Below are 24,392 nucleotides of genomic sequence, written 5' to 3'. Positions count from 1 at the left end.
GGCTGCCGGGGCAATTTGTGTTTGCGTGCATATATAGACTGCACCCTGTAGTGACAAAATACAGGTCGTTAGCAAAGGAAGTCATATCCATATTCCATTTAATGGTTTAAAATGACTCTGGCTGGAAGCGATTTGTCGGACCGCAGATTAGGCTTGTATTTTTATGGGGGGATATAGGAATGAATTTCAAAAGAGCCTTGAGCTTAGGTTTAAGCCTGTGTCTTGTTCTGAAGGGCTGCCGGCAGATATTGCCGCTGCAGCTCACCGTCCCGGTTACTATTCCTCTGGGCTAAAGTAATCAAGCTGGATTTGGACGAGGCAAGCAGTATGCAGGTCTGACGGAAGCCCAAAAAGCTGCTCAATGAAGCAGCTGCCGCCAAAATTATTGCTTAATAACAAGACCAAAAAGACCGCTACCTCTACGGGCGGTCTTCTTGACATATAGGCACACCTCGTTTATATCAGCTCCGCCATAGTCAACACGCCGCTCCGTTCAAATTCAGCCAAAATTCCCGCAGGCAGCAGCTCCTGAAGCTCGGTCCGGGTACACCATTTATAGGCAGCATGCTCCTCAGAGAGCTGCACGGCATTTTCTCTGCTCCTGCAGAGGTAAGTGATAATCACAACCTGTCTGCCGGGATCGGTCAGAAAAGAGGCGGCATATAAAACCTCCCCGACAGTGACTTTTAGACCTGTCTCCTCGGCAATCTCCCGCTCCAGCGCAGCCTCAAGCCCTTCTCCGAATTCAATTTTGCCTCCCGGGCATTCCCAGCTTCCCGCTCCGATCACATCAGCCGCTGCACGCTGGACAATCAGGATTGTTCCCTGATGCAGAACGACACCCTTGACCGCTACGATTATGCTCCGTGCATTTCTGGTCATGACGCATACGCCTCCTTTTACACTGTTCTTACGTCAGCTCTTTATACACCCTGATTCATTATATCCGCAGATCAGGCAGCCAAGGACTGAATTTTTTGTTTGGCGGGCTTTTAACTGTGGTAAGTAACATAGCGTAAGCGAAAAAGCGCCTATAGACCAGCGCATAAACCAGCTATCCTTAGCCATCCTAAGACGATGAACAACTTCGAAAAGTGTGAAAGCGAAAGGAGAAATGGATCATGCCAGACAGTCAACAATCCAAGAAAACTTTGCCTCCGCAGGTACAGGACCAGCGGCCCGGAATCGAGAGTGAAATGAATCCGCTGCCGGAGTTTGAAACCTCTGCTTACAAAGCGGCGGGCAAGCTGCTCGGGAAGGCAGCGCTTATTACAGGCGGAGACAGCGGTATCGGCCGGGCGGTGGCTGTACATTTTGCCAAAGAGGGCGCCGATGTTGTCATTTCCTATCTGAATGAACACAGTGACGCTGAAGAAACGAAGCGCCAGGTGGAGCAGGAAGGTCGCAAATGTATACTGGTTGCCGGAGATATCGGTGTGGAGGCCTTCTGCCAGGATCTGATCAACAAGACGGTGGAGGGGCTCGGCAAGCTGGATATCCTGATTAACAATGCAGCTGAGCAGCATCCGCAGGACAATATTGAGGACATTACTTCCGAGCAGCTGGAGCGGACGTTCCGCACGAATATATTCTCGATGTTCTATCTGACCAAGGCAGCCATGCCTCATTTGAAAAAAGGGTCGACGATCATTAACACGACTTCGATCACAGCCTACCGGGGAAGCCCGCAGCTGCTGGATTACTCGTCCACCAAAGGAGCGATTCTCAGCTTCACCCGCTCGCTGTCGATGAATCTGGCGGAAAAAGGCATCCGGGTTAATGCGGTGGCTCCGGGACCGATCTGGACGCCGCTCATTCCATCAACCTTTGATGCGAAAAAGGTCAGTGAGTTCGGCGCTACGCAGCCTATGAAACGTCCAGGGCAGCCCGAGGAGCTTGCGCCAGCCTATGTATATCTGGCTTCCAGTGACTCTTCCTATGTCAGCGGCCAGGTCATCCATGTAAACGGCGGCGAGATTATTAACGGCTGATATTTTTAAACTGGATTTTTCATGCAAAATAGTGTTATTATATACGTTGGTCAGCAACCGCATATGAACTTGTCACTAGGGGTGCCGCAAGGCTGAGACGAACTTTGGTTCGGACCCTTTGAACCTGATCTGGTTTATACCAGCGTAGGAAAGTGGATGAACGTTGTATTGCAGCGCAAATGGTCCGGAACCCCGGCTGTTTTTCTGTATACTATTTTTAACCGCCTCCTTGCTGGGGGCGGTTTTTTTGCGTATTTTTTGTGCAGATGAAAAAGGAAGGATAGGGAGGTGGCCGAAAGTGGCCGAAATACATCTGCTCTCGGACGGAAAACTTGATGCGGACCAGTTCGCAGTCCTTGCAGCCGCTGTTCATCCGCTGCTTGATTATATTCATATACGTGAAAAAAGGCTGTCGGCGCGTGAGCTGCTTAATATGGCTTTAGTCCTGCTGCGTACGGGTGTACCTGCCGCCAAGCTGATCATTAATGACCGGCTGGATGTTGCAATGGCTGCCGGAGCTGCAGGGGTGCAGCTTGCCTGGAACAGTCTTCCGGTCTCTGCCGCCCGGCTGGCAGCGGGCTCATCCCTGCGGCTTGGAGCATCGGTGCACTCCCTTTCAGAGATCATGGAGGCTGGTTGCCAGGGTGCAGACTTTTGCCTGTACGGACATGTGTTTCCTTCAGTCTGCAAACCCGGCCAGAAGGAACGCGGTTTGACTCTGCTGCAAGAGGCAGTGCTAACCGGCAGTGTTCCAATCATTGCACTCGGGGGCATCACGCCGGACAATACACCGCAAGTGCTGCAGACTGGTGCAGGGGGGATAGCGGTGATGTCCGGCATATGCAGTACAGATGATCCGCTCTCTGCTGCGCAAGCCTACAGGAACGCAGCGATGGGGGCTGCTGCCAAAGGAGGTGACAAAGCTTGAATCTGATCGTTAATGGCAAGGCAGAAATATACCGGGAGGACTGCCGGACCGTGGCGGATTTGCTTAATCTGCCGGCATGGAACAGGAGACTGGTTATTGTGGAGCTGAACGGCGAAATTGTTGCCAGGGAGGACTATACTACGGCTCTGCTGGGCGATGGAGACCGGATTGAGGTAGTGCATTTTGTGGGAGGAGGCTGAATTAAGCGATATAAAAGCAGCAGGATTCCGGAGTCCCCTTAAAGCACCTGAGTCAGCTTCATGTTAAGGCACCGCTTACAGGGGTTATTTCACCAGGGTTACAAATATAAATGCAGGGGGCGTATCAGATGTCAGATCCATTAGTAATCGGAGGCCGGTCCTTAACGAGCAGACTGTTTATCGGAACCGGTAAATACAGCCGCAATACCCTTATTCCGGAGGTAGTGGAGGCTTCGGGCTCACAGGTCATTACAGTGGCGCTCCGCCGCGTAGACCCAGACAGCAATGATAATATCATCAGCCATATCCCAAGCAGTATGACTCTGCTTCCCAATACCTCCGGCGCACGCACCGCAGAAGAGGCTGTCCGGATTGCCCGATTGGCCAAAGCTTCAGGTCTGGGCAACTGGGTTAAAATCGAAGTAATCAATGATCAGAAATACCTGCTGCCCGATAATGCGGAAACGATCCGTGCCACAGAAATTCTGGCCTCCGAAGGCTTTGTGGTGCTTCCTTATATGAGCCCTGATCTGTCCGCAGCCCTTCGCATGAAAGAAGCGGGAGCTGCAGCAGTTATGCCGCTTGGATCGCCCATAGGCACTAACCGCGGATTAAGAACCCGGGAGCTGCTGCGCATTCTGATCGCGGAGGTTGATCTACCGGTCATTGTAGATGCCGGAATCGGCCGTCCGTCTGAAGCGGCGGAAGCGATGGAGCTGGGCGCTGCTGCTGTGCTGCTGAATACGGCTATCGCTACAGCACACAATCCGCTGCTAATGGCCTCGGCATTCCGTGATGCCGTAGCTGCAGGCCGCAAGGCTTACCTGGCGGGACTGGGTCCCGTAGAGGAGACAGCATCGGCGTCATCGCCATTGACTGGTTTTCTCGGCTGACAGTGACAAAGGACCGGTGAAAAGGAGGAGTAACATGGGTTTTTATGAGACCGTACAACGTCTCGGACAGCAGATGGATACCGAAAGATGGAGACAGTATACAAAAGAGGATGTAAAGCGTACACTCCGCAAAGAGCATCTGGATGAGTATGATCTGCAGATTTTGCTGTCTCCTGCAGCAGCAGACTGCCTGGAAGAGATGGCCCGGTGTGCCCAAAGGCTGACAAGGTCCCATTTCGGGCATGTCATGCAGCTCTTTACACCGATGTATCTTGCCGATTTCTGCATCAATCATTGCACGTACTGCAGCTTCAGCTCCATTTACGATTTCCCGAGGAAAAAGCTCAGTCCGGAGGAGGTAAGGCAGGAAGCCAAGGCGATAGCGGCTACAGGAATCCGGCATATTCTGATTTTGACGGGTGAATCCCGCACAGCAAGTCCTGTTTCATATGTTAAGGAATGCGTGAACATACTGAAGGAGTTTTTCTCATCTGTCAGCATAGAAGTGAATCCGTTGTCTGAAGACGAATACAAGGAGCTTAAGGAAGCCGGTGTAGACGGGCTAACCCTGTATCAGGAAGTCTATCATGAGGAGACGTACCGCAAGCTGCATATCAAAGGGCCTAAGAAAATCTACCGCAACCGGCTGGACGCACCTGAGCGTGGCTGCCTGGCAGGCTTCAGGACGGTAAATATCGGGGCCCTGCTGGGGATGCATGACTGGCGGCAGGAGGCTTTCTTTACTGCTATGCATGCGAGATACCTGCAGGACAAGTATCCTGAATGTGAAATCGGCGTGTCTGCTCCCCGTTTCCGCCCTTTTCTGGGAGAATACAACCCGGAACATATCGTCACTGACCGGGCTCTGGTGCAGATTATTCTGGCTTACCGCCTCTTTCTGCCCCGGTCGGGTATTACGCTGTCGACACGCGAACCGTCTGCTTTAAGAGACCGCCTTATCCATCTGGGAGTAACTAAAATGTCTGCCGGGGTATCCACAGAGGTCGGAGGACATACCCTGCAGGGCGGTACGCCGCAGTTTGAAATCTCCGACGGCCGGAGTGTGCAGGAAATCAGCGGGATGCTTCGAGCTAACAGCCTGCAGCCTGTATTTAAGGACTGGGATATTCTTGAGACTGTCTGAAAGAGCAGGAACGGGAGAGAACGGATACAAGGCCGCTTAACCTGAAGCAGCATATTGCTGCCGGCGGATAAGCGGCTTTGCTATTTTCAGGATCAGTTTGTCCCCGACAGCTCGTCCAGCGACATTTCAAAGCCCGGGGCCATATGCTCAAGGAAATAACCGATCTCCGGGAGGGAAAGTGCATGCAGCTTGGCAAGCGTCTGCTCTCTGGCAGCGGCGAATTCGCGGTTGCCGGCGGCGGTTTCCAGGACGCATTTCAGATAGGCGTCTAGTACATCCGCGGCCTTCACGTACAGGAGCAGGCCGGCGTCTTCGGAGCCGGCAGGGCTGTCCTGCGGCTGCAGGAGCGGGGCGTATACATCGCCGAGCTCCGGCGGGATCATGGCCGCGAGGCGCTCCGCAGCGGCCCGCTCCATGTCGCGGAAGCTGGACAGGAGCCGCGGGTTGTTGTGTTTGACCGGCGTGGCGATATCGCCGGTGAACACCTCGGTGGCGTCATGAAACAGCGCCATCGCCGCTGCCCGGTCTGCATTCAGCGACCGGGCGAAGCAGGCGTTGCCGATCGAGCACAGCAGATGGGCCAGCAGGCCTACCTGGAAGGAATGCTGTGCAACGCTCTCGGAAGCCGTGCTGCGCATTAGGCTCCAGCGGCGAATATACTGCAGGCGGTACAAATAGGCCGGAAAATGGTAGTTCAATTTTAAAGTAACCCCTTTCATGTGCGGCTGAGTGTGATATGATAATAACTAATTGTAGCAGAATTCAGACAACCTGGGACTGATGAGAGGAGCCGGAATGAAGATGCGGAATTTTGAAGAAAGCATTTATAATCTGATCGTAGAAACCTCCACAAATTTGCCTGGTGATGTGCGCAGGGCTGTAGCCAAGGGACGGGCGCTGGAAGACCGTGCCACACGTTCGGGTCTTGCCTTAACGACGATCGCACAGAATATCGGCATGGCCGAGCTTCAGGTATCGCCGATCTGCCAGGATACGGGGATGCCGACCTTTATCATTCATACACCTGTCGGTGTTAATCAGATTGAGATGAAGAAGGACATTCACAGTGCAGTTATCCGGGCTACGAAGAACGGGAAGCTGCGGCCCAATTCAGTCGATTCGCTGACCGGAGAGAACAGCGGCGATAATCTGGGGGCAGGCACACCGGTTATACATTTTGAACAATGGGAAGAAGAAAATATAGACGTAAGGCTGATCCTCAAGGGCGGCGGCTGCGAGAACAAAAACATCCAGTACAGCCTCCCGGCCGAGCTTGAAGGGCTGGGCAAGGCGGGCCGTGATCTGGACGGCATCCGCAAATGCATTCTGCATGCCGTGTATCAGGCACAGGGCCAGGGCTGCAGCGCCGGCTTTATCGGCGTCGGCATCGGCGGAGACCGGACAACCGGCTATGAGCTGGCCAAAAAACAGCTGTTCCGCAAGGTTGAAGATGTGAACCCGGTTGAGGATCTGGCCAAGCTGGAGGATTACATTATGGAGAATGCCAACAAGCTGGGCATTGGCACGATGGGCTTCGGCGGGGAAGTCACCCTGCTCGGCTGCAAGGTCGGTGTGATGAACCGGCTGCCGGCCAGTTTCTTCGTGTCGGTAGCCTATAATTGCTGGGCATTCCGCCGCCAGGGCATTCTGGTGGAGCCTGCAACGGGCAATATCAAGGATTGGCTCTATGAGAGCGGCACAGGCATTTCCGTAGAGGAAGCAGAGGTGCCGGCTCCTGTGGCTGTAGCTGCCCACCATCCTGCTGCTGCCGAAGCAGGGGTTGTTCCCGGGGATTCGGTCATCCCGTCCGCTCCCGCTATTGCAGCTGCTGATGCTGCGGCTCCCGCCGGATCTGATTCTGCAGCATCCGGAGGTTCCCGTGAAGTCCGGCTGACTACACCAATCAGCGAGGAGGATATCCGCAGCCTGCGGGTCGGCGATGTTGTTATTCTCTCCGGGGAAATGCATACCGGCCGTGATGCGCTGCATAAATACCTGATGGATCATGATACGCCGGTCGATCTGAACGGTGCGGTTATCTATCACTGCGGTCCGGTTATGCTGAAGGACGACGAAGGCTGGCACGTCAAGGCCGCAGGCCCGACAACCAGTATCCGGGAGGAGCCTTACCAGGGTGACATCATCAAGAAATTCGGCATCCGCGCTGTAATCGGCAAAGGCGGAATGGGGCCCAAAACGCTCAAGGCGCTGCAGGAGCATGGCGGGGTCTACCTGAATGCGATTGGCGGAGCGGCACAGTATTATGCGGAGTGCATCAAAAAGGTTAACGCGGTTGACTTCATGGAATTCGGAATTCCCGAGGCAATGTGGCATCTGCAGGTGGAGGGTTTTGCCGCTATCGTGACAATGGATTCACACGGCAACAGCCTGCATGCAGATGTAGAAAAGGACTCGGCAGCCAAGCTTGCCCAGTTCAGGGAACCGGTGTTCAAATAAAAGGTCTTCTACAGAATTCAATAAGATGTTAAAAGAAGCCTTCTTTCAAATTCCTGAGAGAAGGCTTTTTGACATTAATTTAGCTTGACAGCGCATACATTGACATGGTAATTTTTACTTGGGAAACCGGTTTCCTCAATGCACCTCAGATTTGCAAGTGATGTGATGCAGGTTCACAGGCAGCAGATTTCTTATGTGTTTAATAAGGAGAGGGAGATGAGGAATGAAACGCAAAGGGTGGCTAGTTCCGGTTCTGATCACGTCTATTGTTCTGTCCGTTATGATGAATTTGTTTGTAGTGGCACCAACCAGGGTTGAGGCCGCCAGCATCGGAACCATCACTGAGAATGACACGATTTATCAGATTATGGTCGACCGTTTTTATGACGGGGACAGCTCCAACAATGCCACCGGTGCCGCAATCCGCTATGGTGAAACCTCTGAGGAGGATTTCCGCTACATGAAGGGCGGAGACTGGCAGGGGGTAATCAGCAAGCTCCCTTACATCGCCAATATGGGCTATACAGCAATCTGGATCTCCCCGGTAGCCGAGCCGCAGATGACGAACCGTGACAATAACGGCACGGGCAAGAACACTGCTTATCACGGCTACAATGTTAAAGACCCGAATGCGGCCAACCCGTACTTTGGAACCAAGGAGAAACTGAAGGAGCTCGTTGATTCTGCACATGCCCTCGGTATTAAGGTCATTATCGACGTGGTGCCAAATCATATCGGCGACTATATGCTCGGAACTCAGGCCTATTATGATATTCCGGGTCTGCAGCCTGCTGCACCGTTCAATAATCCGGCGTGGTACCATCATAACGGTGACATTAACTGGTCACTGGCCGACGGCCGTTATGACCAATGGGCCCAGGATTATCTTGAGAATCATGATCTGGGCGGCCTGGATGATATCGATTTTGATGTACCTGCCGCCAAGCAGGCCATTTTCAGCTCCATCAAAGCCTGGTTTGACTATACAGGCGCAGACGGCGCACGCGTAGATGCCGCCAAGCTGATGAAGCCGACCGACATCGGCGAGCTGCAGAACCTGCTGGGGGTTAATACCTTTGGCGAAAACTTTGACGGCAACGCCGAGTTTGTCTCCCGCTGGGTCGGAGCGAACAAGGAGTGGGGTATGCTGGACTTCCCGCTGTTCTTCTCGGTGCTGAACAGCTTTGCTTACGGGCAGTCTTTTGACGCGAATGTTAAGAGTACACTGGCTCTGGATTCCTATTACAACGGCAATGCGAACCATATGGTTACCTTTATCGACAATCATGACCGGAACCGCTTCCTGACGGAAGCCGGGGGCAGCGTTGAGAAGCTGCAGAATGCCCTGTCCTTCATCTTTACGGTCCGCGGAACTCCGGTAGTTTTCCAGGGGACTGAACAGAACAAGGGCAACGGCAACGGCCAGATCATGACCGGGGGCATAGCCGATACCTGGAACCGCTGGTCCATGGTGAAGCGGGATGCAAACGGCAATGTGCTGGAAAATTATTTTAACGAAAATACCAGCACCTACAAGCATGTAGCCAAGCTGAACGAAATCCGCAAAAACAATCCGGCCCTGCGCACAGGAACCCAGCGTGAAATGTGGTCTGCGCAGAACCTCTATGCGTTCTCCCGGCGGATTGACAGCGGCACTAATGTCGGACAGGAAGTCATCTCGGTATTCAGCAATGCTTCCGGCGGGACGCAGACTGTAACCATTCCGCTGCGCAGCGAAAGCACATTGACTGCAGGTACTGTTCTGATTAATCAGCTCAATACTTCCGATACGGTGACCGTGCAGGCAGGGGGCGTTACAGGCAAGCAAATTACGGTATCGCTAGGTGCTGACTCGGCAAAAATCTATGCCAAGACACAGCCGGTATCCGATACAGTGGCACCGACAGTTCCAGGAAACGTTACAGCAACCGTACAGAATGCTTCCAGTGCAACAGTCAGCTGGACGGCGTCCACTGATAATGTGGGAGTAACCGGCTATGAAATTTACCGCAACGGAGTCAAGGTGGGCACCTCTGCAACCACTTCCTATACGGACAGCGGGCTTGCATCCCAGACCAGCTACAGCTATACGGTAAAAGCCTTTGATGTAGCCGGGAACCTCTCCGCCCTCAGTGCGGCTGCTTTAATCACCACCCCGGCCGGCAACAGTGTGACAATCTACTACAAGCAGGGCTATACTACACCATATATCCATTACCGGCCGGCGGGAGGGACCTGGACGACAGCACCGGGTGTAGCCATTCCGGCAGCGGAAGTATCCGGTTATAACAAAATTACAATTAATATCGGCTCCGCCACCCAGCTAGAGGCCTGCTTCAACAACGGCAGCGGCACCTGGGACAGCAACGGCGGCAGCAATTACCTGTTCGGTACCGGCACCTGGACCTATACACCGACCGGTAACATTCAGGAGGGTGGACCTGCAGGTCCTACAGCCACACCCACGGTAGCGCCTACAGCCACACCAACACCTACCGTGGCACCGACCGCTACGCCAACACCAACGGTAGCACCATCCGCCACACCAACACCGACTGTGACACCAACCGTGGCGCCTACTGCAACTCCGACAGCCACGCCTGTACCAACCGCAACTCCAGGTGGCAATTCAGTAACCATATATTATCAAAATACAACGTTTACGAACTCTTATATTCATTACAGTGCAGACGGCTCAGGGGTATGGACCACCTCACCGGGACAGCAGCTGCAGGCCTCGTCATACTCCGGATACAAGACAGCTACAATTCAGCTCGGCACAGCCGCCGGTCTGACGGCAGCGTTCAACAATGGCAGCGGTACCTGGGATAATAACGGTGGCAGCAATTATCGCTTTACAGCCGGCACCTGGAGTCTGGTGAACGGCAGCCTTACAGCCGGCGTGCCTCAGGCTGACAGCGTAACCTTCAGAGTTACTGTCCCAAGCACCACTCCGTCCTCCGGACCAGTGTATCTCAGCGGCTCCTTCAACAGCTGGAATGCGGCTGACCCGGCCTATCAGCTGACCAAAGGCAGCGACGGAGTGTATTCCATCACCCTCAGCCTGCCGGCGGGAACTGCAGTGCAGTATAAAGTGACACGCGGCAGCTGGGCAATGGTTGAAACAAGCTCAAGCGGCGCCGAGATTGCCAATCGTACGCTCACACCAGCCGGCGGAGCACAGACGGTGAATCTGACCGTGCAGCGCTGGAAGGATCAATAACACTACAGAATGTCTTCACAGCGCTGCCCCGGATGGGGCGGCGCTGATTATTTTTAGCAATCCAACCGTTTGGTAGTGACTTAGTTCATTTATTCACAAAATAGCGGCTTGAATTAATGTTTCGCTTTACTCGCCTGGGGCTGCCATATTAATGGTTTAAGGAATGACAAGAAGAGGGGTTATCTGCCGGTCAGATAGCCCCTCTTTCTTGTTATTTTGCGAAATGGATGATTTCAGCGGGCAGGACCTGCTGTAGACTCGCGCACAATCAGCTCAGGTTCGAGCAGGAGACGCCGCGAGGCCGTACAGTTGTCCCGGATATGATCCATCAGCCACTGGCCGGAGGTTACCCCCAGCTTGAAGGTATCAATATTCAATGAGGTAAGCGGCGGTGTGGTATAGCGGGACAAGGGGTATTCATCAAAAGCAGTGATGCCCAGCTGTCCGGGAACTTCAATTCCTAGCTCGCGGGCCGCTTTTAACACACCGAACGCTGTATAATTGGTCATACATACGACTGAATCAGGACGGTCTTCACGCATCAGCAGCCGGAGGGCAGAGCGGTAGCCTTCATGCTCATCGGCCTGCCCGTTCACGATCCAATCCTGGCGGACAATGATGCCGGACTGCTTGAGCGCCTGCAGATAGCCGCTCAGCCGGCGGCTGAAAATGCGTTCATTCCGCTGTCCGCCGATGAAAGCGGGGCTGCAGTAGCCCTGCTCCAGCAGATGACGGGTCAGCATTCTTCCGCCTGCTTCATTGTCAAAATCCACCCAGCTCGCGGCAGGCTCCATCTCTCCGATGGAGACATAAGGAAATTTGAGCCGGTCCAGCTCTTTGGCCAGCTCCTCCGTCAGTACCGAATTGTTGGCAATGATTCCGTCAACCCGCTGGTTCAGCACCAGCCTGTTCAGGAAATGATCCTCCGCAGCATGATGCTGGATGTTGCAGAGAGTCAGTTCGTATCCAAGGGGACCCATTACACTTTCGATCCCGCCGATAATATTATAGAAGAACTGGTTCAAAAATTCGCTCTCTTTGGACATGTCAACCAGCAACCCTACAGTCTGGCTGCTCTGCCTGGCTAAACCGGTTGCGATGCTGCTGGGTATATAATTCATCTGCTTCATAATCTCGCGGACCCGCTGCTTGGTCTCGTTTGAAATTTTGGGAGAGTCGTTCAACACCTTGGAAACGGTGGACTTTGCCACATTTGCTGCCCTTGCGACATCCGAAATGGTTACTTTCATCGGGATCCCTCACAAAAAAATAGAGTAAAAGGTATTATTTAATAGTTTATCATTTTGCGGCGTCTAATTCGACTAGTCAACATTGATTCCAGCGGCCTGCGGCCTGCTGCAGATTTTACACTGCGTTGATAATTGGCGGAGGAACTGGTATTTTCACGAAAATGGAGTTAGGATGTTCTCAAAGACCCAAAGACACATGATAAGAAAGAGGACAGTCTGCTATGAAACCGTTTCGCATCCGTCTTACCTTCATCCTGATGGCCCTGGTCGGAATCTCCATGATCGGGGCAGGCCTTACGATGGCCAAGCTGTTCAAGGATTCTCATATCTCGGCGCTGGAGGAAAACATGTCCCGGGAAATAAAGCTGCTCTCCGGAACCTTTCAGTTTATTGATATGAACAGCCCGCAGGCAATCAGCTATTATACAGAGCATGCTGAGCATATTGCCGGCCTTACAGACTCCCGCATTACCTTTATTACGAAGGAAGGGAAGGTAATCGGCGATTCTGAACGGAATCCGCTTGAAATGGACAACCACTTGGGCCGTGAAGAAGAGGTACTCGCGGCAAAAGAAGGGATCGGCCGGGCTATCCGCTACAGCAATACACTGGACCGCGAGATGCTCTATGTCGCCGGTGCCGTAACCTCAGATGACGGTTTTGACGGCTATATCCGGCTGTCGATGGGCCTGGACGCAGTAACCGAGGGTCTGAGCAGAGCGTGGATCATTATGGCTGCGGGGCTGGTGCTGCTGTTTGTGGCGGCCACCTTTGTCAGCTATAAAGTGGCATCCAGCATGACCTCGCCGCTTGAGCAGATTACAAGGGTTGCCCGCCGGATTACCGATCTGGATTATGACGCGAGGGTGCCGATACAACGCAAGGATGAGGTCGGCCAGCTGGCCAAAGCGATCAATGCGATGGCGGATAGCCTGCAGGCCCAGCTCAAGACCATCCGGGACAATGAGGATCTGCTGCAGAGCGTGCTAGACAATATGACAGGCGGGATTGTCATGGTTAATGCCGAAGGGGAGTTTGCCCTGATTAACCGTGCAGCAGAACGCATGCTGGATGTGAAGAACAGCGAGCTGGCCGGTCATTCCTATAAAGAGCTGAAGCACCATTATGAGCTGAGCCGGCTGATTGAAGAGGGCGTGCTTTCATGTGAGCCGATTCATGAAGAACGCAGCATTTATACTCCGGCAGAGCGGATTGTCCGGCTGGACGGTGTGCCGATGACCCAGGACAGCTCCCACAGGGGTATGCTGTTCCTGCTGCAGGAGGTCACCGAAATCCGCCGGCTGGAGAAAATGCGCAGCGAATTTGTCGCGAATGTCTCGCATGAGCTGAAGACCCCGGTCGCAGCAGTCAAAGGCTTTGCCGAAACCCTGCTCGGCGGCGGTGTCAGTGATGAGAAGACGGCACGCTCCTTCCTGCAGATCATTTATGATGAGAATGAGCGGCTGAACCGGCTAATCGGAGATATTCTGGAGCTGTCCAAAATTGAGTCCAAGCGGGTGCAGCTGGATTGTTCACCGGTCTATCTGAGCGAATTCTTTGATTCTGTTCTGGAGACGCTCAGCAAGGTGGCCGAGAAGAAAAAAATCACACTCAACGCTATTGTACCGGATGAGCTCTTCATGGAAGGGGATGAGGACAAGCTCCGGCAGATCTTTATGAATCTGTTGTCCAATGCGATTAATTACACCCATGACGGCGGGAATGTAAAAATTACAGTCGTCAACGGACATAAGCCGGATGGTACGGAAACGGTTATTTTTACAGTCAGCGATACCGGCATGGGAATTCCCCGCAAAGACCTTCCGCGGATCTTTGAACGGTTCTACCGGGTGGATAAAGCACGGTCCAGAAGCTCCGGCGGCACGGGGCTGGGCCTGTCCATCGTGAAGCATCTGGTAGAGCTCCACCGGGGAACAATTACAGTAGAGAGCGATCTCGGAATCGGAAGCTCGTTCATACTGGAGCTGCCGCTGCTGCAGGAGCATGACAAATAACAGACGGTCTTCCGGATTCCGACTGCTGGCAGCATTATGGATTTGCAAGCGGAAGCTGCGGGCGATAATATTGAACTGTAAAGTCACCTGCGGAATTTGTAGTTATTTTACACCAAGTTAACATTCCGGTGATATGATGGGTTTGCTGCTTTTATGTAAATTCTAAAATATGTGAATACGGGGGAAACTATGGCACAACGATTGCTGGTCATTGAAGACGAACCGACGCTGGCCCGGCTGCTGTCCTATAATCTGACGCAGGAAGGCTATGAAGTGACAGTGGAGGATCATGGAACGGCAGGATACGACCGTGCGACTAGAGAACCTTTTGATCTGATCGTACTGGATCTGATGCTGCCCGGTATGAACGGGATCGATATCCTCGACAAGCTTCGCGGTCAGGGCATCCGTACGCCTGTTATTGTGCTGACAGCCAAAAATGCCGAAGAGGATGTAGTCCGCGGCCTGAAATCCGGCGCTGATGACTACATTACGAAGCCATTCGGCGTATCGGAGCTGCTCGCTAGAGTCAGCGCTGTACTCCGCCGGATTTCCGGGGTGACGGAGGAGATTCAGACGGAAACGCCTGCGTCTGCCTCGACTATCATTTTGGGACAGCTCGAAATTTATCCGGAGCGGTATGAGGTTTCACTGGGCGGACACAGCATTAACCTGCGGCCGAAGGAGTTTGAGGTGCTGCTGTATCTGGCACGTAAGCCGGGAGTCGTGCTGACCCGTGATGACTTGATGAATGCCGTCTGGGGGTTTGATTATATCGGCGGGCAGCGTACGGTGGACGTCCATGTCAGCTCCTTGCGCAAGAAGCTGGAGCTCGATCCGGAATCCGTCCATATTGATTCAATCCGCGGCGTAGGCTACAAGCTGGTCGTAAACAAAAAAAGAGCACCGGTCATTTAATATGACGGTGTTCTTTTCAGTATTGGAAAATGTACATAAAAATTGAAAGATAAATAAACAATATAATTACAGTTTTGTTAGATGAACTATAACAGGTCTCCGTGATTTTACACTGCGTTAACATTTCTCTTCAACTCTATTTACACTAAAAGCTTATCATTGGGAACGAAGATGATGAGAAGGAGACTGCCAAAACACATGAAATCCATCATTGACATAGAGAAGCTTGATCTCTACTATGAGTCATTTCACGCATTGAAGAACGTGGATCTGCAGATTCCGGAGAAACAGGTGACCGCCTTTATCGGTCCATCCGGCTGTGGTAAATCCACCCTCTTGCGCACCCTAAACCGTATGAACGACATGATTCCCGGAACACGCATTGAAGGTAAAGTGAACATCGGCGGCAAAAATATTTACAGCGACGAAGTGGAAGTGGAAAGCCTGCGCAAGCAGGTCGGCATGGTGTTCCAGCAGCCCAATCCTTTTCCGAAGTCGATCTATGACAATGTGGCTTACGGCCCGCGTCTGCACGGCACCCGCTCCAAGCAGGAGCTGGATGAGATTGTGGAGCAGAGTCTCCGCCAGTCCGCCCTCTGGGAGGAAGTTAAGGATTTCCTGAAAAAGTCTGCACTCAGCTTGTCCGGCGGACAACAGCAGCGTCTGTGCATTGCCAGAGCGCTTGCCGTCCAGCCTGATATTCTGCTGATGGATGAGGCTACCTCTGCCCTCGACCCTGTGTCCACCCTCAAGATTGAGGAACTGGTACAGGAGCTCCGCAGCAAATATACGATTGTAATGGTAACGCACAACATGCACCAGGCTGCACGTGTATCCGGGCGTACTGTATTTTTCCTGAATGGTGTAATCGTAGAGGCCGCGGATACTGAAATGCTGTTCTCCAATCCGAAGGACTCCCGGACAGAAGACTACATCTCCGGACGTTTCGGCTAATACCCATAGGGGACCCGTTCCTGGATTATCAGGCTGACCATACGTTTTTGAGGAGGATCGCATTATTTATGATTCGCAGAAAAGAATTCGATAAAGATCTGGAAGAATTGCGCAGCCTGCTGCAGCAAATGGGCGAACACGTAATTGATGCGCTGGAAGGTGCAATTGTTGCCCTTCAGACGCTGGACGTTGTGCGTGCACAGGAAATCGTGAAGGCGGATCTGCGCCTTAATGCAATGGAAGACCGTATTATGGAGATCGGTTCACGGCTGATCATTACCCAGCAGCCTGTAGCCAAGGATCTGCGCCGTATTATTGTTGCTTTCAAAATTTCCAGTGACCTTGAGCGTATGGGCGATCTGGCCCTGGACGTGGCAAAGGTTACGATGCGTATTCAGGGACAGGCGCTGATCAAGCCGCTGGTTGATATTCCGCGCATGGCTGAAATTGTCTCGATGATGATCACGGAAGCGATTCAATCCTACCTGGATGAAAATACCGATCTGGCTTACAAAATGGCTCAGGATGATGATCAGGTTGACGGCCTGTACAGTGCAACGATTAACGAGCTGTACGCCTATATGGTTGAGAAGCCGGAATCCCTGAACCAAGCGATGCTGCTGACCCTGGTCGGCCGCTACATTGAGCGGATTGCCGACCATGCGACCAATATCGGTGAGAGCGTAGTCTATCTCGTAACCGGCAAGCGTCCGGATTTGAACCAGTAGAATGAAGCAGTGCCCAAACAGCAACCCCCTCTGGCGGGTTGCTGTTTTTTTGATAGGAATATAAGATGTTATCGGTTTCAAGCAGGTGAAGATTGGCAATCCTGCATTTCATGCGGGAATATGCCTTACCGCAGTGCAAATCGTGCGCTTTGGTTCATTTTGGTGCAGGGCATATGGTAAGATGTAAGAAGTAAGCAAGAAAAAGGCGAGGTGCTACAGTGGACAAGTTGATACTTATAGACGGAAACAATATTATTTACCGCGCGTTTTTTGCGATGCCGCCGCTGACGAATACAGCCGGGCAGCAGACGAACGCCGTATACGGCTTTACAACCATGCTGCTGCGTTTAATTGAAGAACATAAACCAAGCCATCTGATCGTGGCGTTTGATGCAGGCAAAATTACGTTCCGGCACGAAGGATATGAGGATTATAAAGGCGGACGGCAAAAGACGCCGCCTGAGCTGTCTGAGCAATTTCCGCTGCTGAAGGACCTGCTGCGCGACCTGGGCGTGCCGCAATTCGAAATCAGCGGTTATGAAGCGGATGATATTATTGGAAGTATTTCACGCGAGGCTGACGCTGCCGGACGTGAAGTGATGATTGTATCCGGGGACAAGGATATGCTGCAGCTGGCCTCGGAGCATACAACCATTGCGCTTGTGCGTAAGGGCGTAACTGAGGTGGAGCTGTACGGGCCGCAACAGATCCGTGAGAAATACGACCTGACGCCTGAGCAGATTATTGACCTGAAGGGCCTTATGGGCGATGCGAGTGATAATATACCGGGTGTACCCGGTGTAGGTGAGAAAACCGCGCTTAAGCTGCTTCACCAGTTCGGTTCAGTAGAAGGCGTGCTGGCCGGAACCGGCGAGCTTAAAGGCAAGATGAAAGAGAAGCTGGAGGAGCATGCGGACAGTGCAGTCATGAGCAAGAAGCTGGCGACCATCTACCGCGAGGTTCCGCTTGAACATGCCTGGGAGGATATGTCCTTCGCGGGGATTAACCGGGATACGGCCGGGCCTGCACTGGCGAAGCTGGAGTTCAAGTCGCTGCTGGAGCGGCTGTCGCTAAGCGCCTATTCCGGCGCAGCCGGCGAAGATACAGCGGCGGAGGCTGCAGAAGCAGCGGAGCTGGATATTACTATCGTGGAAGAAGGCGGGCTGGAAGCGCTGATTGCCGCACTCCCGGGAATATCTGCCCTGCATGTGGAGACGAACGGGGAGAATCCGCACCGCTCGGAGGTGATCGGCATCGGCCTGTCTTCGCCGGAGCAGCATTATTACGTGCCGTTTGCCCTGCTGCAGAGTCCGGCAGCTGCACCGCTGCGGGACTGGCTGGGTGACAGCAAAGCGCCGAAGAGCGGCTACGACCTGCACCGTTCTGACCTGGCCCTGCACTGGCAGGGGATTGCTTTTGCCGGAGCGGCGAATGATGTGCAGCTTGCCGCCTACCTGCTGGACCCGACGGAAGCGAACCAGAACCTGAATGATCTTACCTCCAAGTACGGTCTGCCCCGCCTGTCCCCGGATGAGGATGTGTTTGGCAAGGGAGCCAAATACAAAATCCCCGAGCTGGAAATCCTGGGTAACCACGTAGCCCGCAAGAGCGCCACGGTGCTCGGGATTGTGGAGAAGCAGCAGCAGGAGCTGCAGGAGACAGGAATGACCGGATTGTTTGAGGATCTGGAAATGCCGCTGTCACGGATCCTGGCTGACATGGAGAAGCAGGGTATTGCCGTCAACAAAGAGGAGCTTAAAAAGCTGGGCAAAGAATTCGAGGCGCAAATTGCGTCGCTTGTCGCGGAAATTTATGAGATCTGCGGCACCGAATTCAACCTCAACTCGCCTAAGCAGCTCGGTGAAATTTTGTTTGTGAAGCTGGGGCTGCCTGTCGTGAAGAAGACCAAAACAGGCTACTCCACAGATGCAGAAGTACTGGAGAAGCTGGCTCCTTATCATGATGTGGTGCGCCTGATTCTGCAGTACCGCACCATTGCCAAGCTCCAGTCCACCTATGTGGAAGGATTGCTCAAGGAAATTTCAGAGCAGACCGGCAAGGTGCATACCTTCTACCGGCAGACGATTGCGGCTACAGGACGGCTCAGCAGCCAGTTTCCGAACCTGCAGAATATTCCGATCCGGCTGGAGGAAGGCCGCAAGCTGCGGAAAATTTTTGTCCCTTCTGAACCGGGCTGGTCGATCCTGGCGGCAGATTACTCGCAGATTGAACTGCGGGTGCTGGCGCATATCTCCGGCGATGAACGGATGAAGGAAGCCTTTTTGGAAGATATGGATATTCACACCAAGACTGCAATGGATGTATTCGGCGTAACGGCTGATCAGGTAGACAGCAATATGCGGCGTTCCGCCAAGGCGGTTAACTTTGGGATTGTATACGGCATCAGCGATTACGGCCTATCGCAGAATCTCAACATTCCGCGCAAGGAAGCAGCCCAGTTTATCGAGCAGTATTTCGAGGTCTTCCAGGGCGTGCGCAAGTATATGGATGATATTGTGCAGGATGCCCGTAAGCAGGGCTATGTGACTACACTGCTGGAGCGCCGGCGTTATCTGCCGGAGATTAATGCCAAAAACTTTAATCTGCGCTCTTTTGCCGAACGTACTGCCATGAATACACCGATTCAGGGAACGGCTGCAGATATTATCAAGCTGGCTATGGTGCATATGGATAAAGCGCTGTTTGAACGCGGGCTGAAGAGCCGTATGCTGCTTCAGGTGCACGATGAGCTTGTGTTTGAGGTGCCTGAGGAGGAGCTGGAGCTGATGAAGCAGCTGGTGCCGGAGGTTATGGCCGGTGCACTCAAGCTGTCTGTACCGCTCAAGGCAGAGGTAAGTTATGGAAGTAACTGGTACGAGGCGAAATAGGCTCCCCGCTGCTTGCCTATATCCGTTATAATGGAGTAGAGGTGAGTCATTATGCCGGAATTACCGGAAGTTGAAACAGTCAGAAGAACCCTTAACGATTTAATTACAGGCAAGCAGATAGAGCACGTCACCGTCCGGCTGCCGCGGATTATCCAGCGTCCGGACGATACCCAGGCCTTTGCCAACATGCTGGCGGGCCATAGCATTGTTACAGTTGAGCGAAGAGGCAAGTTCCTGCGGTTTGTACTGGATGGACTCGTGATGGTCTCCCATCTGCGGATGGAGGGCCGTTACGGGCTGTACAGTCAGGATGAGCTGCTGGACAAGCATACTCATGTTATTTTCCATTTTACCGACGGCACAGAGCTGCGTTACACGGATGTGCGCCAGTTCGGGACCATGCATCTGTTTGATCCCGGTGAGGATTTGCTGCTGAAGCCCCTGAACAAGCTGGGTCAGGAGCCGCTGGATGTTTCTTTTACGCCGGAGCGGTTTAAGGAAATTGTCGGAGGCCGGAGTACCAAAATCAAGCCGCTGCTGCTTAATCAGGAATATATTGTCGGCATCGGCAATATCTATGTAGATGAGGCGCTGCACCGTGCGGGGATTCACCCGGAGGAGACGGCGAAGTCACTTTCGGACGAGCAGCTGAACCAGCTGCACAGAGCGATTGTGGCGACACTGACAGATGCGGTTAACGCCGGAGGCTCATCGGTCAAATCATATGTTAACGGCCAGGGGGAAAGCGGCAGCTACCAGCAGCAGCATCTTATCTACGGACGCAAGGATCAGCCCTGCAGAACCTGCGGCACCCTGATCGAGAAAAGCGTCGTAGGCGGCCGGGGCACGCATATCTGCCCGAATTGCCAGCCTTTAACTGTTTTATAAGCAAAAGTTAGAAATGAGATTGATCTGTTTCTTTGTTTAAATGCGCCAGAGCTACCCGGCCTGACACAAAAGCCCAGGAACCGACTGCATGTCCCGCCCATATACTGTGTGAAGAACGCTGAAACAAGCAAACGGAGCCGGAGGGTTTCATCCTCAAGGCTTCCGTTTCTTCACGGGAGGGATTGCGGGTGATCAGCCCATTGTTTTCACTGCTGCTTCTGGCTTTTGCGCTTAGTTTGGACGGTTTTGGTGTAGGCATTACATATGGATTACGCAAAATGAAAATACCGCTGCTCTCCATTCTGATTATCTCGCTCTGTTCCGGGATCGTCATTGGTGTCTCGATGCAGGTCGGTGTACTCTTAGCCAAGGTTGTCTCTCCGGATGCCGCCTCCATTATTGGAGCGGTTATTCTCGTCTTAATGGGCTGCTGGTCGCTGATTCAGATGCTGACTCAGAAGGAGCGGAGCCCGCAGGATGAGGATCGGGAAGCCGTACTCGAGAGATCGGCAGGGGTTGCAACATCCGGCCTTGAGACTGAAGCAGGCGCCTTAACGGAGCTGCCGGCAGACGCCGGAGAAGCCGGCCCGCAGAAGTCCGCTGTTTTCTCCTTGGAGCTGCGGCATCTGGGTGTTGTTATTCAGATTCTGCGGACGCCGTCCTCCGCTGACATGGATGCTTCCGGCAGCATCTCCTCAATGGAGGCGATGATCCTGGGGATTGCGCTGTCGCTGGACGCGTTTGGCGCAGGTCTTGGTGCTGCTCTGCTTGGCTTCAGCCCGATCTGGACCTCGCTGATGATTGCCCTGTTCAGCGGTACCTTTTTGCTGCTTGGAATGAAGACCGGTCTCAAGCTGTCTGGAAGCTTCTGGATGAAGCATGCTGCCGCTCTGCCTGCGTTATTATTAATTGCTATGGGAATAATGAAGCTGTTATGAGGTGAGTACATGATTATGGGCTTAACCGGAGGTATTGCATCCGGAAAAAGCACCGTCTCCGCAATGCTAATGCAAAAAGGAGCACGACTCGTCGATGCCGATGTCATCGCAAGAGGGGTCATGCTCCCGGGACATCCCGTGCTGGCTGCTGCTGTAGAACATTTTGGCGAAGGAATTCTGCTCCCTGACGGTACCTTGAACCGGGCTGCGCTGGGGGAAATTGTCTTCAGCGACCCCGCTGCCCTGCAGGTACTGAACAGCCTGACACATCCGGCAATCCGTCAGGAAATCAAGGAACAGATGTATACACTGGAAGAAGAAGACCCGCAGCGTCTGATTATTGTAGACATTCCTTTATTGTATGAGTCCAAGCTGGACAGCCTGTTCGATAAGGTTATGGTCGTGTATGTGCCCCGCGAGGTGCAGCTGGCCCGCTTGATGGAGCGTAACAGCCTTAATGCCGAGCAGGCTGCTGCAAGGCTGGATGCACAGATGGATATTGAAGAGAAGCGCAGGAGAGCAGATTATATCATTGATAATAGCGGTGAGCTTACCGAGACTGAGCAGCAGGTTGCCGTTATATTGGACAGGCTGGGATTATTATGAGCTGGCTGCGTAAAAAAAGAGTGCTGCTCCTGCTGTTCATCGGCTTTACCGCCATTCTGTTTCTCGGCACCAACTGGATGTCCTGGTTTTATCCGATCCATTATAAAGACGAAATCCGTAAACACAGCAGCACGTATAAGACCGATCCGTTTCTGGTCGCGGCCATTATCCGTGTGGAGACCAATTTCAAGACGGGCCGTGAATCCAAAAAGGGCGCCCTCGGGCTGATGCAGCTTATGCCGGATACCGCTAAGTGGGCGCTTGAAATGGCCAAGCTGCCTGACGTATCGCTGGATGAGCTTAAAGAGGAGCCGTCGGCCAATATCGAGCTGGGCACCTGGTATCTTTCCTCGCTGTCCCGTCAATTTGACGGCAACCGGACAGCTGTGATCGCCGCATACAATGCAGGGCCGGGCAAAGTACAGAGCTGGCTCGATGCAGGGGACTGGGATGGCACAGAGGCTGCGGTGAAGGATATTCCTTTTGGCGAGACCCGGCACTACGTGCAGCGCGTGATTTATTATTATAATCAGTATACGGAGATTTACAGTGAGTTCTAATGTTGTTGTATATAAAAAAGAAGCATTAAACGGCTTAAGGCCGTTTAATACTTCTTCGGCAAGCTTATGGGGACAGGTTATTTGTATTGACCTGCCAGGGATTGCTCAGCAATTGTTACAAGACGTTTAGTGATGTAACCACCGATCGAACCATTTTCATAAGATGTTTTATTGCCTTGGTATCCGTCCGGGGAAAGAGTGATACCCAATTCTTGGGCAACTTCATATTTCAGTTGCTCCAAGGCACCGCGTGAGTTGGAAACTACCAGATTGTTACTGCTGTTGTTGTTTTGGCTCATTTCTGTTCACCTCCTATCGGTTGGTAACTGTATTATGTGCCGGACCCGCCAGATTAATAACAATAATAAAACGGTGTTTTCTGGAAAAGAATATTCAGCCCCGCTAAGCGGTGTGCTGCCTGCAGCAGCAATTACTATTACAGCAAAAAGGAGTGGCCAAGCTTATGAAATGCCCATACTGTGATCACACGAATACCAAAGTGCTTGACTCGCGTCCGGCCAATGAGAACAAGTCGATCCGGCGCAGGCGTGAATGTGAACGCTGCAGCAAGCGCTTTACTACATTTGAGATGATTGAGGAAACACCGCTGATTGTCATTAAGAAGGACGGAAGCCGTGAGGAGTTCAGCCGTGATAAAATCCTGCGAGGGCTCATACGCGCCTGTGAGAAGCGGCCGGTGTCCGTGGAACGTCTTGAATCCATCGTCTCCGAGGTGGAGAAGACGCTGCGCGGCATCGCCCTGGCGGAGATTGAGAGCCGGCAGATCGGCGAGCTCGTGATGGAGCAGCTTTATCCGGTGGATGAGGTAGCTTACGTTCGTTTTGCCTCTGTATACCGGCAGTTTAAGGACATCAACATGTTCATGAAGGAATTGAAGGGGCTGCTGTCCAAAAACGATGGTGAGCTGGAGGGCCTTTAGAGGAGCTGCAGCACCTGTGCATAACTGCTCCGTTTGATTTAGAGCTTTGTAGGGGTGCTGTATCGTTTCTTACGGGTAATAAGCCAATAACATTTTTTTATGAAAGTGTTGACATGGGGGATAGATTTCTGTATTATATAGAAGTCGGCTACGAAATATGAAATAACACGACGAAGTGAGCTTTTAGTTCACATAAGATTTTAGAATACATATTGTAGTTCTAAATCGGGTAACATGGGGCCATAGCTCAGCTGGGAGAGCGCATCGCTGGCAGCGATGAGGTCAGGGGTTCGATCCCCCTTGGCTCCACCAAATATTATACCAACATGGACTCTTAGCTCAGTTGGTAGAGCAGTAGACTCTTAATCTATTTGTCCAGGGTTCGAGCCCCTGAGAGTCCATTTTAGAAGAAACGGCAGAGATGCCGTTTTTTTGTTGTGTGGTGAAGTAGGGGGACAGTGATTGCTTTAATAGTGCGGGCCGCCTCGCTGACTCTAAAAACTAAGGCGCATAAGCTACCGAATAATTTTACAACAGTACATCGGGTAAAGTTACTTGAACAGCCAAAAGTACCTGACCATCTGAACAATTCTTGGCACCGAGTACTCCAGTTGACATAAGATTGCCGGTTCTAGTTGACTCAGCGCGGTACACCGTACCCCAAGTCCCAAGCCCCCAAGTCCCCAAGTCCCCAAGTCCCCAAGTCCCCAAGCCCCCAAGCCCCCAAGCCCCCAAGCCCCCAAGCCCCCAAGCCCCCAAGCCCCCCCTTAACAGGTCTTGGATCGTCTACACTTAGTTGGACATAAAAAATAAGGGCTTGTAGAATAAACCTATCAAGTTAAGGAGCGGAACTCTACAATGCCAAAACAAC

At 52.7% G+C, this 24,392-nt stretch carries 21 protein-coding genes, 2 tRNA genes and 1 riboswitch; of the genes, 19 read left to right on the top strand and 4 right to left on the bottom strand.

The window, feature by feature from the left end:
- Window positions 1-456: 456 nt before the first annotated feature.
- Window positions 457-882 carry an NUDIX hydrolase gene (locus tag M2108_RS29710; protein WP_277473043.1) on the bottom strand — a complete coding sequence of 142 codons (426 nt, stop codon included), beginning with the start codon at window positions 880-882 and terminating at the stop codon, window positions 457-459.
- Between the two features lie 239 nt (window positions 883-1,121).
- On the opposite strand from M2108_RS29710, the gene M2108_RS29705 reads away from it, so the two are divergent.
- The 5 genes from M2108_RS29705 (at window position 1,122) to thiH (ending at window position 5,156) form a co-directional block, all read left to right on the top strand.
- Window positions 1,122-1,991 (top strand): SDR family oxidoreductase, encoded by an 870-nt coding sequence (locus M2108_RS29705; protein ID WP_277473044.1) that lies wholly within the window; start codon window positions 1,122-1,124, stop codon window positions 1,989-1,991.
- A gap of 67 nt (window positions 1,992-2,058) precedes the next feature.
- A riboswitch (TPP riboswitch) is annotated at window positions 2,059-2,159 on the top strand.
- Between the two features lie 130 nt (window positions 2,160-2,289).
- A complete protein-coding gene (locus M2108_RS29700) occupies window positions 2,290-2,919 on the top strand; it encodes a thiamine phosphate synthase (protein ID WP_277473045.1) in 630 nt (209 codons plus the stop codon).
- A complete protein-coding gene (gene thiS, locus M2108_RS29695) occupies window positions 2,916-3,119 on the top strand; it encodes a sulfur carrier protein ThiS (RefSeq protein ID WP_277473046.1) in 204 nt (67 codons plus the stop codon). The genes M2108_RS29700 and thiS overlap by 4 nt, the downstream gene beginning before the upstream one ends.
- A gap of 128 nt (window positions 3,120-3,247) precedes the next feature.
- A complete protein-coding gene (locus M2108_RS29690) occupies window positions 3,248-4,012 on the top strand; it encodes a thiazole synthase (RefSeq protein WP_277473047.1) in 765 nt (254 codons plus the stop codon).
- A 34-nt stretch (window positions 4,013-4,046) separates the two neighbouring features.
- The gene (thiH, locus tag M2108_RS29685) at window positions 4,047-5,156 is read left to right on the top strand and encodes a 2-iminoacetate synthase ThiH (RefSeq protein WP_277473048.1); all 1,110 of its coding nucleotides are present in this window, start codon (window positions 4,047-4,049) and stop codon (window positions 5,154-5,156) included.
- 92 nt (window positions 5,157-5,248) lie between these two features.
- Here thiH and yfbR read toward each other — a convergent pair whose 3' ends face one another.
- Window positions 5,249-5,854, bottom strand: coding sequence for a 5'-deoxynucleotidase (gene yfbR, locus M2108_RS29680; RefSeq protein WP_277473060.1), 606 nt, complete (start codon window positions 5,852-5,854; stop codon window positions 5,249-5,251).
- A 103-nt stretch (window positions 5,855-5,957) separates the two neighbouring features.
- On the opposite strand from yfbR, the gene M2108_RS29675 reads away from it, so the two are divergent.
- Both M2108_RS29675 and M2108_RS29670 read left to right on the top strand, forming a co-directional pair.
- Window positions 5,958-7,613 (top strand): fumarate hydratase, encoded by a 1,656-nt coding sequence (locus tag M2108_RS29675; protein ID WP_277473061.1) that lies wholly within the window; start codon window positions 5,958-5,960, stop codon window positions 7,611-7,613.
- Between the two features lie 223 nt (window positions 7,614-7,836).
- A complete protein-coding gene (locus M2108_RS29670) occupies window positions 7,837-10,836 on the top strand; it encodes an alpha-amylase family glycosyl hydrolase (protein ID WP_277473049.1) in 3,000 nt (999 codons plus the stop codon).
- Between the two features lie 233 nt (window positions 10,837-11,069).
- Here M2108_RS29670 and M2108_RS29665 read toward each other — a convergent pair whose 3' ends face one another.
- Window positions 11,070-12,086 carry a LacI family DNA-binding transcriptional regulator gene (locus M2108_RS29665; protein ID WP_277473050.1) on the bottom strand — a complete coding sequence of 339 codons (1,017 nt, stop codon included), beginning with the start codon at window positions 12,084-12,086 and terminating at the stop codon, window positions 11,070-11,072.
- Between the two features lie 221 nt (window positions 12,087-12,307).
- Between M2108_RS29665 and pnpS the strand changes: the two genes are divergently transcribed.
- The 9 genes from pnpS (at window position 12,308) to M2108_RS29620 (ending at window position 22,581) form a co-directional block, all read left to right on the top strand.
- On the top strand, window positions 12,308-14,101 hold the full coding sequence (gene pnpS / locus M2108_RS29660; RefSeq protein WP_277473051.1) for a two-component system histidine kinase PnpS: 1,794 nt from the start codon (window positions 12,308-12,310) through the stop codon (window positions 14,099-14,101).
- A gap of 189 nt (window positions 14,102-14,290) precedes the next feature.
- Window positions 14,291-15,019, top strand: coding sequence for a response regulator transcription factor (locus tag M2108_RS29655; protein WP_277473052.1), 729 nt, complete (start codon window positions 14,291-14,293; stop codon window positions 15,017-15,019).
- 198 nt (window positions 15,020-15,217) lie between these two features.
- The gene (gene pstB, locus M2108_RS29650) at window positions 15,218-15,973 is read left to right on the top strand and encodes a phosphate ABC transporter ATP-binding protein PstB (protein WP_039871790.1); all 756 of its coding nucleotides are present in this window, start codon (window positions 15,218-15,220) and stop codon (window positions 15,971-15,973) included.
- Between the two features lie 68 nt (window positions 15,974-16,041).
- Window positions 16,042-16,701, top strand: a complete 660-nt coding sequence (gene phoU / locus M2108_RS29645; RefSeq protein ID WP_277473053.1) for a phosphate signaling complex protein PhoU — start codon at window positions 16,042-16,044, stop codon at window positions 16,699-16,701.
- A 218-nt stretch (window positions 16,702-16,919) separates the two neighbouring features.
- Window positions 16,920-19,589, top strand: coding sequence for a DNA polymerase I (polA, locus tag M2108_RS29640; RefSeq protein WP_277473054.1), 2,670 nt, complete (start codon window positions 16,920-16,922; stop codon window positions 19,587-19,589).
- A gap of 51 nt (window positions 19,590-19,640) precedes the next feature.
- Window positions 19,641-20,477, top strand: coding sequence for a DNA-formamidopyrimidine glycosylase (gene mutM / locus M2108_RS29635; RefSeq protein WP_277473055.1), 837 nt, complete (start codon window positions 19,641-19,643; stop codon window positions 20,475-20,477).
- 188 nt (window positions 20,478-20,665) lie between these two features.
- Window positions 20,666-21,415 (top strand): manganese efflux pump, encoded by a 750-nt coding sequence (locus M2108_RS29630; RefSeq protein WP_277473056.1) that lies wholly within the window; start codon window positions 20,666-20,668, stop codon window positions 21,413-21,415.
- 9 nt (window positions 21,416-21,424) lie between these two features.
- Window positions 21,425-22,021, top strand: coding sequence for a dephospho-CoA kinase (gene coaE, locus M2108_RS29625; protein WP_277473057.1), 597 nt, complete (start codon window positions 21,425-21,427; stop codon window positions 22,019-22,021).
- Window positions 22,018-22,581, top strand: coding sequence for a lytic transglycosylase domain-containing protein (locus tag M2108_RS29620; RefSeq protein ID WP_277473058.1), 564 nt, complete (start codon window positions 22,018-22,020; stop codon window positions 22,579-22,581). Before coaE ends, M2108_RS29620 begins: the two co-directional genes overlap by 4 nt.
- A gap of 77 nt (window positions 22,582-22,658) precedes the next feature.
- On the opposite strand, the gene M2108_RS29615 is transcribed toward M2108_RS29620, so the two are convergent.
- A complete protein-coding gene (locus M2108_RS29615) occupies window positions 22,659-22,880 on the bottom strand; it encodes an alpha/beta-type small acid-soluble spore protein (protein WP_277473059.1) in 222 nt (73 codons plus the stop codon).
- 164 nt (window positions 22,881-23,044) lie between these two features.
- On the opposite strand from M2108_RS29615, the gene nrdR reads away from it, so the two are divergent.
- The 3 genes from nrdR to M2108_RS29600 all read left to right on the top strand — a co-directional run bounded on the left by nrdR (window position 23,045) and on the right by M2108_RS29600 (window position 23,922).
- Complete coding sequence (gene nrdR, locus M2108_RS29610; RefSeq protein WP_068721252.1) at window positions 23,045-23,521, top strand: transcriptional regulator NrdR; 477 nt, start codon at window positions 23,045-23,047, stop codon at window positions 23,519-23,521.
- 236 nt (window positions 23,522-23,757) lie between these two features.
- Window positions 23,758-23,833, top strand: a tRNA-Ala gene (locus tag M2108_RS29605).
- Window positions 23,834-23,849: 16 nt separating this feature from the next.
- A tRNA-Lys gene (locus tag M2108_RS29600) sits at window positions 23,850-23,922 on the top strand.
- The last annotated feature ends 470 nt before the right edge of the window (window positions 23,923-24,392 follow it).

Source organism: Paenibacillus sp. PastM-3, from assembly GCF_029893965.1.
Lineage (GTDB): Bacteria > Bacillota > Bacilli > Paenibacillales > Paenibacillaceae > Paenibacillus_AQ.
Note: the sequence above shows the minus strand (reverse complement) of the source record. Positions and strands in the feature narration are given on the sequence as shown.

Bases quoted from the DNA above. Each gene is read 5' to 3' on its own strand.
- thiH (WP_277473048.1), top strand. From the start codon at position 4,047: ATGGGTTTTTATGAGACCGTACAACGTCTCGGACAGCAGATGGATACC.
- M2108_RS29705 (WP_277473044.1), top strand. From the start codon at position 1,122: ATGCCAGACAGTCAACAATCCAAGAAAACTTTGCCTCCGCAGGTACAG.
- pnpS (WP_277473051.1), top strand. From the start codon at position 12,308: ATGAAACCGTTTCGCATCCGTCTTACCTTCATCCTGATGGCCCTGGTC.
- M2108_RS29655 (WP_277473052.1), top strand. From the start codon at position 14,291: ATGGCACAACGATTGCTGGTCATTGAAGACGAACCGACGCTGGCCCGG.
- M2108_RS29670 (WP_277473049.1), top strand. From the start codon at position 7,837: ATGAAACGCAAAGGGTGGCTAGTTCCGGTTCTGATCACGTCTATTGTT.
- M2108_RS29690 (WP_277473047.1), top strand. From the start codon at position 3,248: ATGTCAGATCCATTAGTAATCGGAGGCCGGTCCTTAACGAGCAGACTG.
- M2108_RS29675 (WP_277473061.1), top strand. From the start codon at position 5,958: ATGCGGAATTTTGAAGAAAGCATTTATAATCTGATCGTAGAAACCTCC.
- phoU (WP_277473053.1), top strand. From the start codon at position 16,042: ATGATTCGCAGAAAAGAATTCGATAAAGATCTGGAAGAATTGCGCAGC.
- M2108_RS29710 (WP_277473043.1), bottom strand. From the start codon at position 882: ATGACCAGAAATGCACGGAGCATAATCGTAGCGGTCAAGGGTGTCGTT.
- M2108_RS29620 (WP_277473058.1), top strand. From the start codon at position 22,018: ATGAGCTGGCTGCGTAAAAAAAGAGTGCTGCTCCTGCTGTTCATCGGC.
- M2108_RS29665 (WP_277473050.1), bottom strand. From the start codon at position 12,086: ATGAAAGTAACCATTTCGGATGTCGCAAGGGCAGCAAATGTGGCAAAG.
- mutM (WP_277473055.1), top strand. From the start codon at position 19,641: ATGCCGGAATTACCGGAAGTTGAAACAGTCAGAAGAACCCTTAACGAT.
- coaE (WP_277473057.1), top strand. From the start codon at position 21,425: ATGATTATGGGCTTAACCGGAGGTATTGCATCCGGAAAAAGCACCGTC.
- nrdR (WP_068721252.1), top strand. From the start codon at position 23,045: ATGAAATGCCCATACTGTGATCACACGAATACCAAAGTGCTTGACTCG.
- M2108_RS29615 (WP_277473059.1), bottom strand. From the start codon at position 22,880: ATGAGCCAAAACAACAACAGCAGTAACAATCTGGTAGTTTCCAACTCA.
- pstB (WP_039871790.1), top strand. From the start codon at position 15,218: ATGAAATCCATCATTGACATAGAGAAGCTTGATCTCTACTATGAGTCA.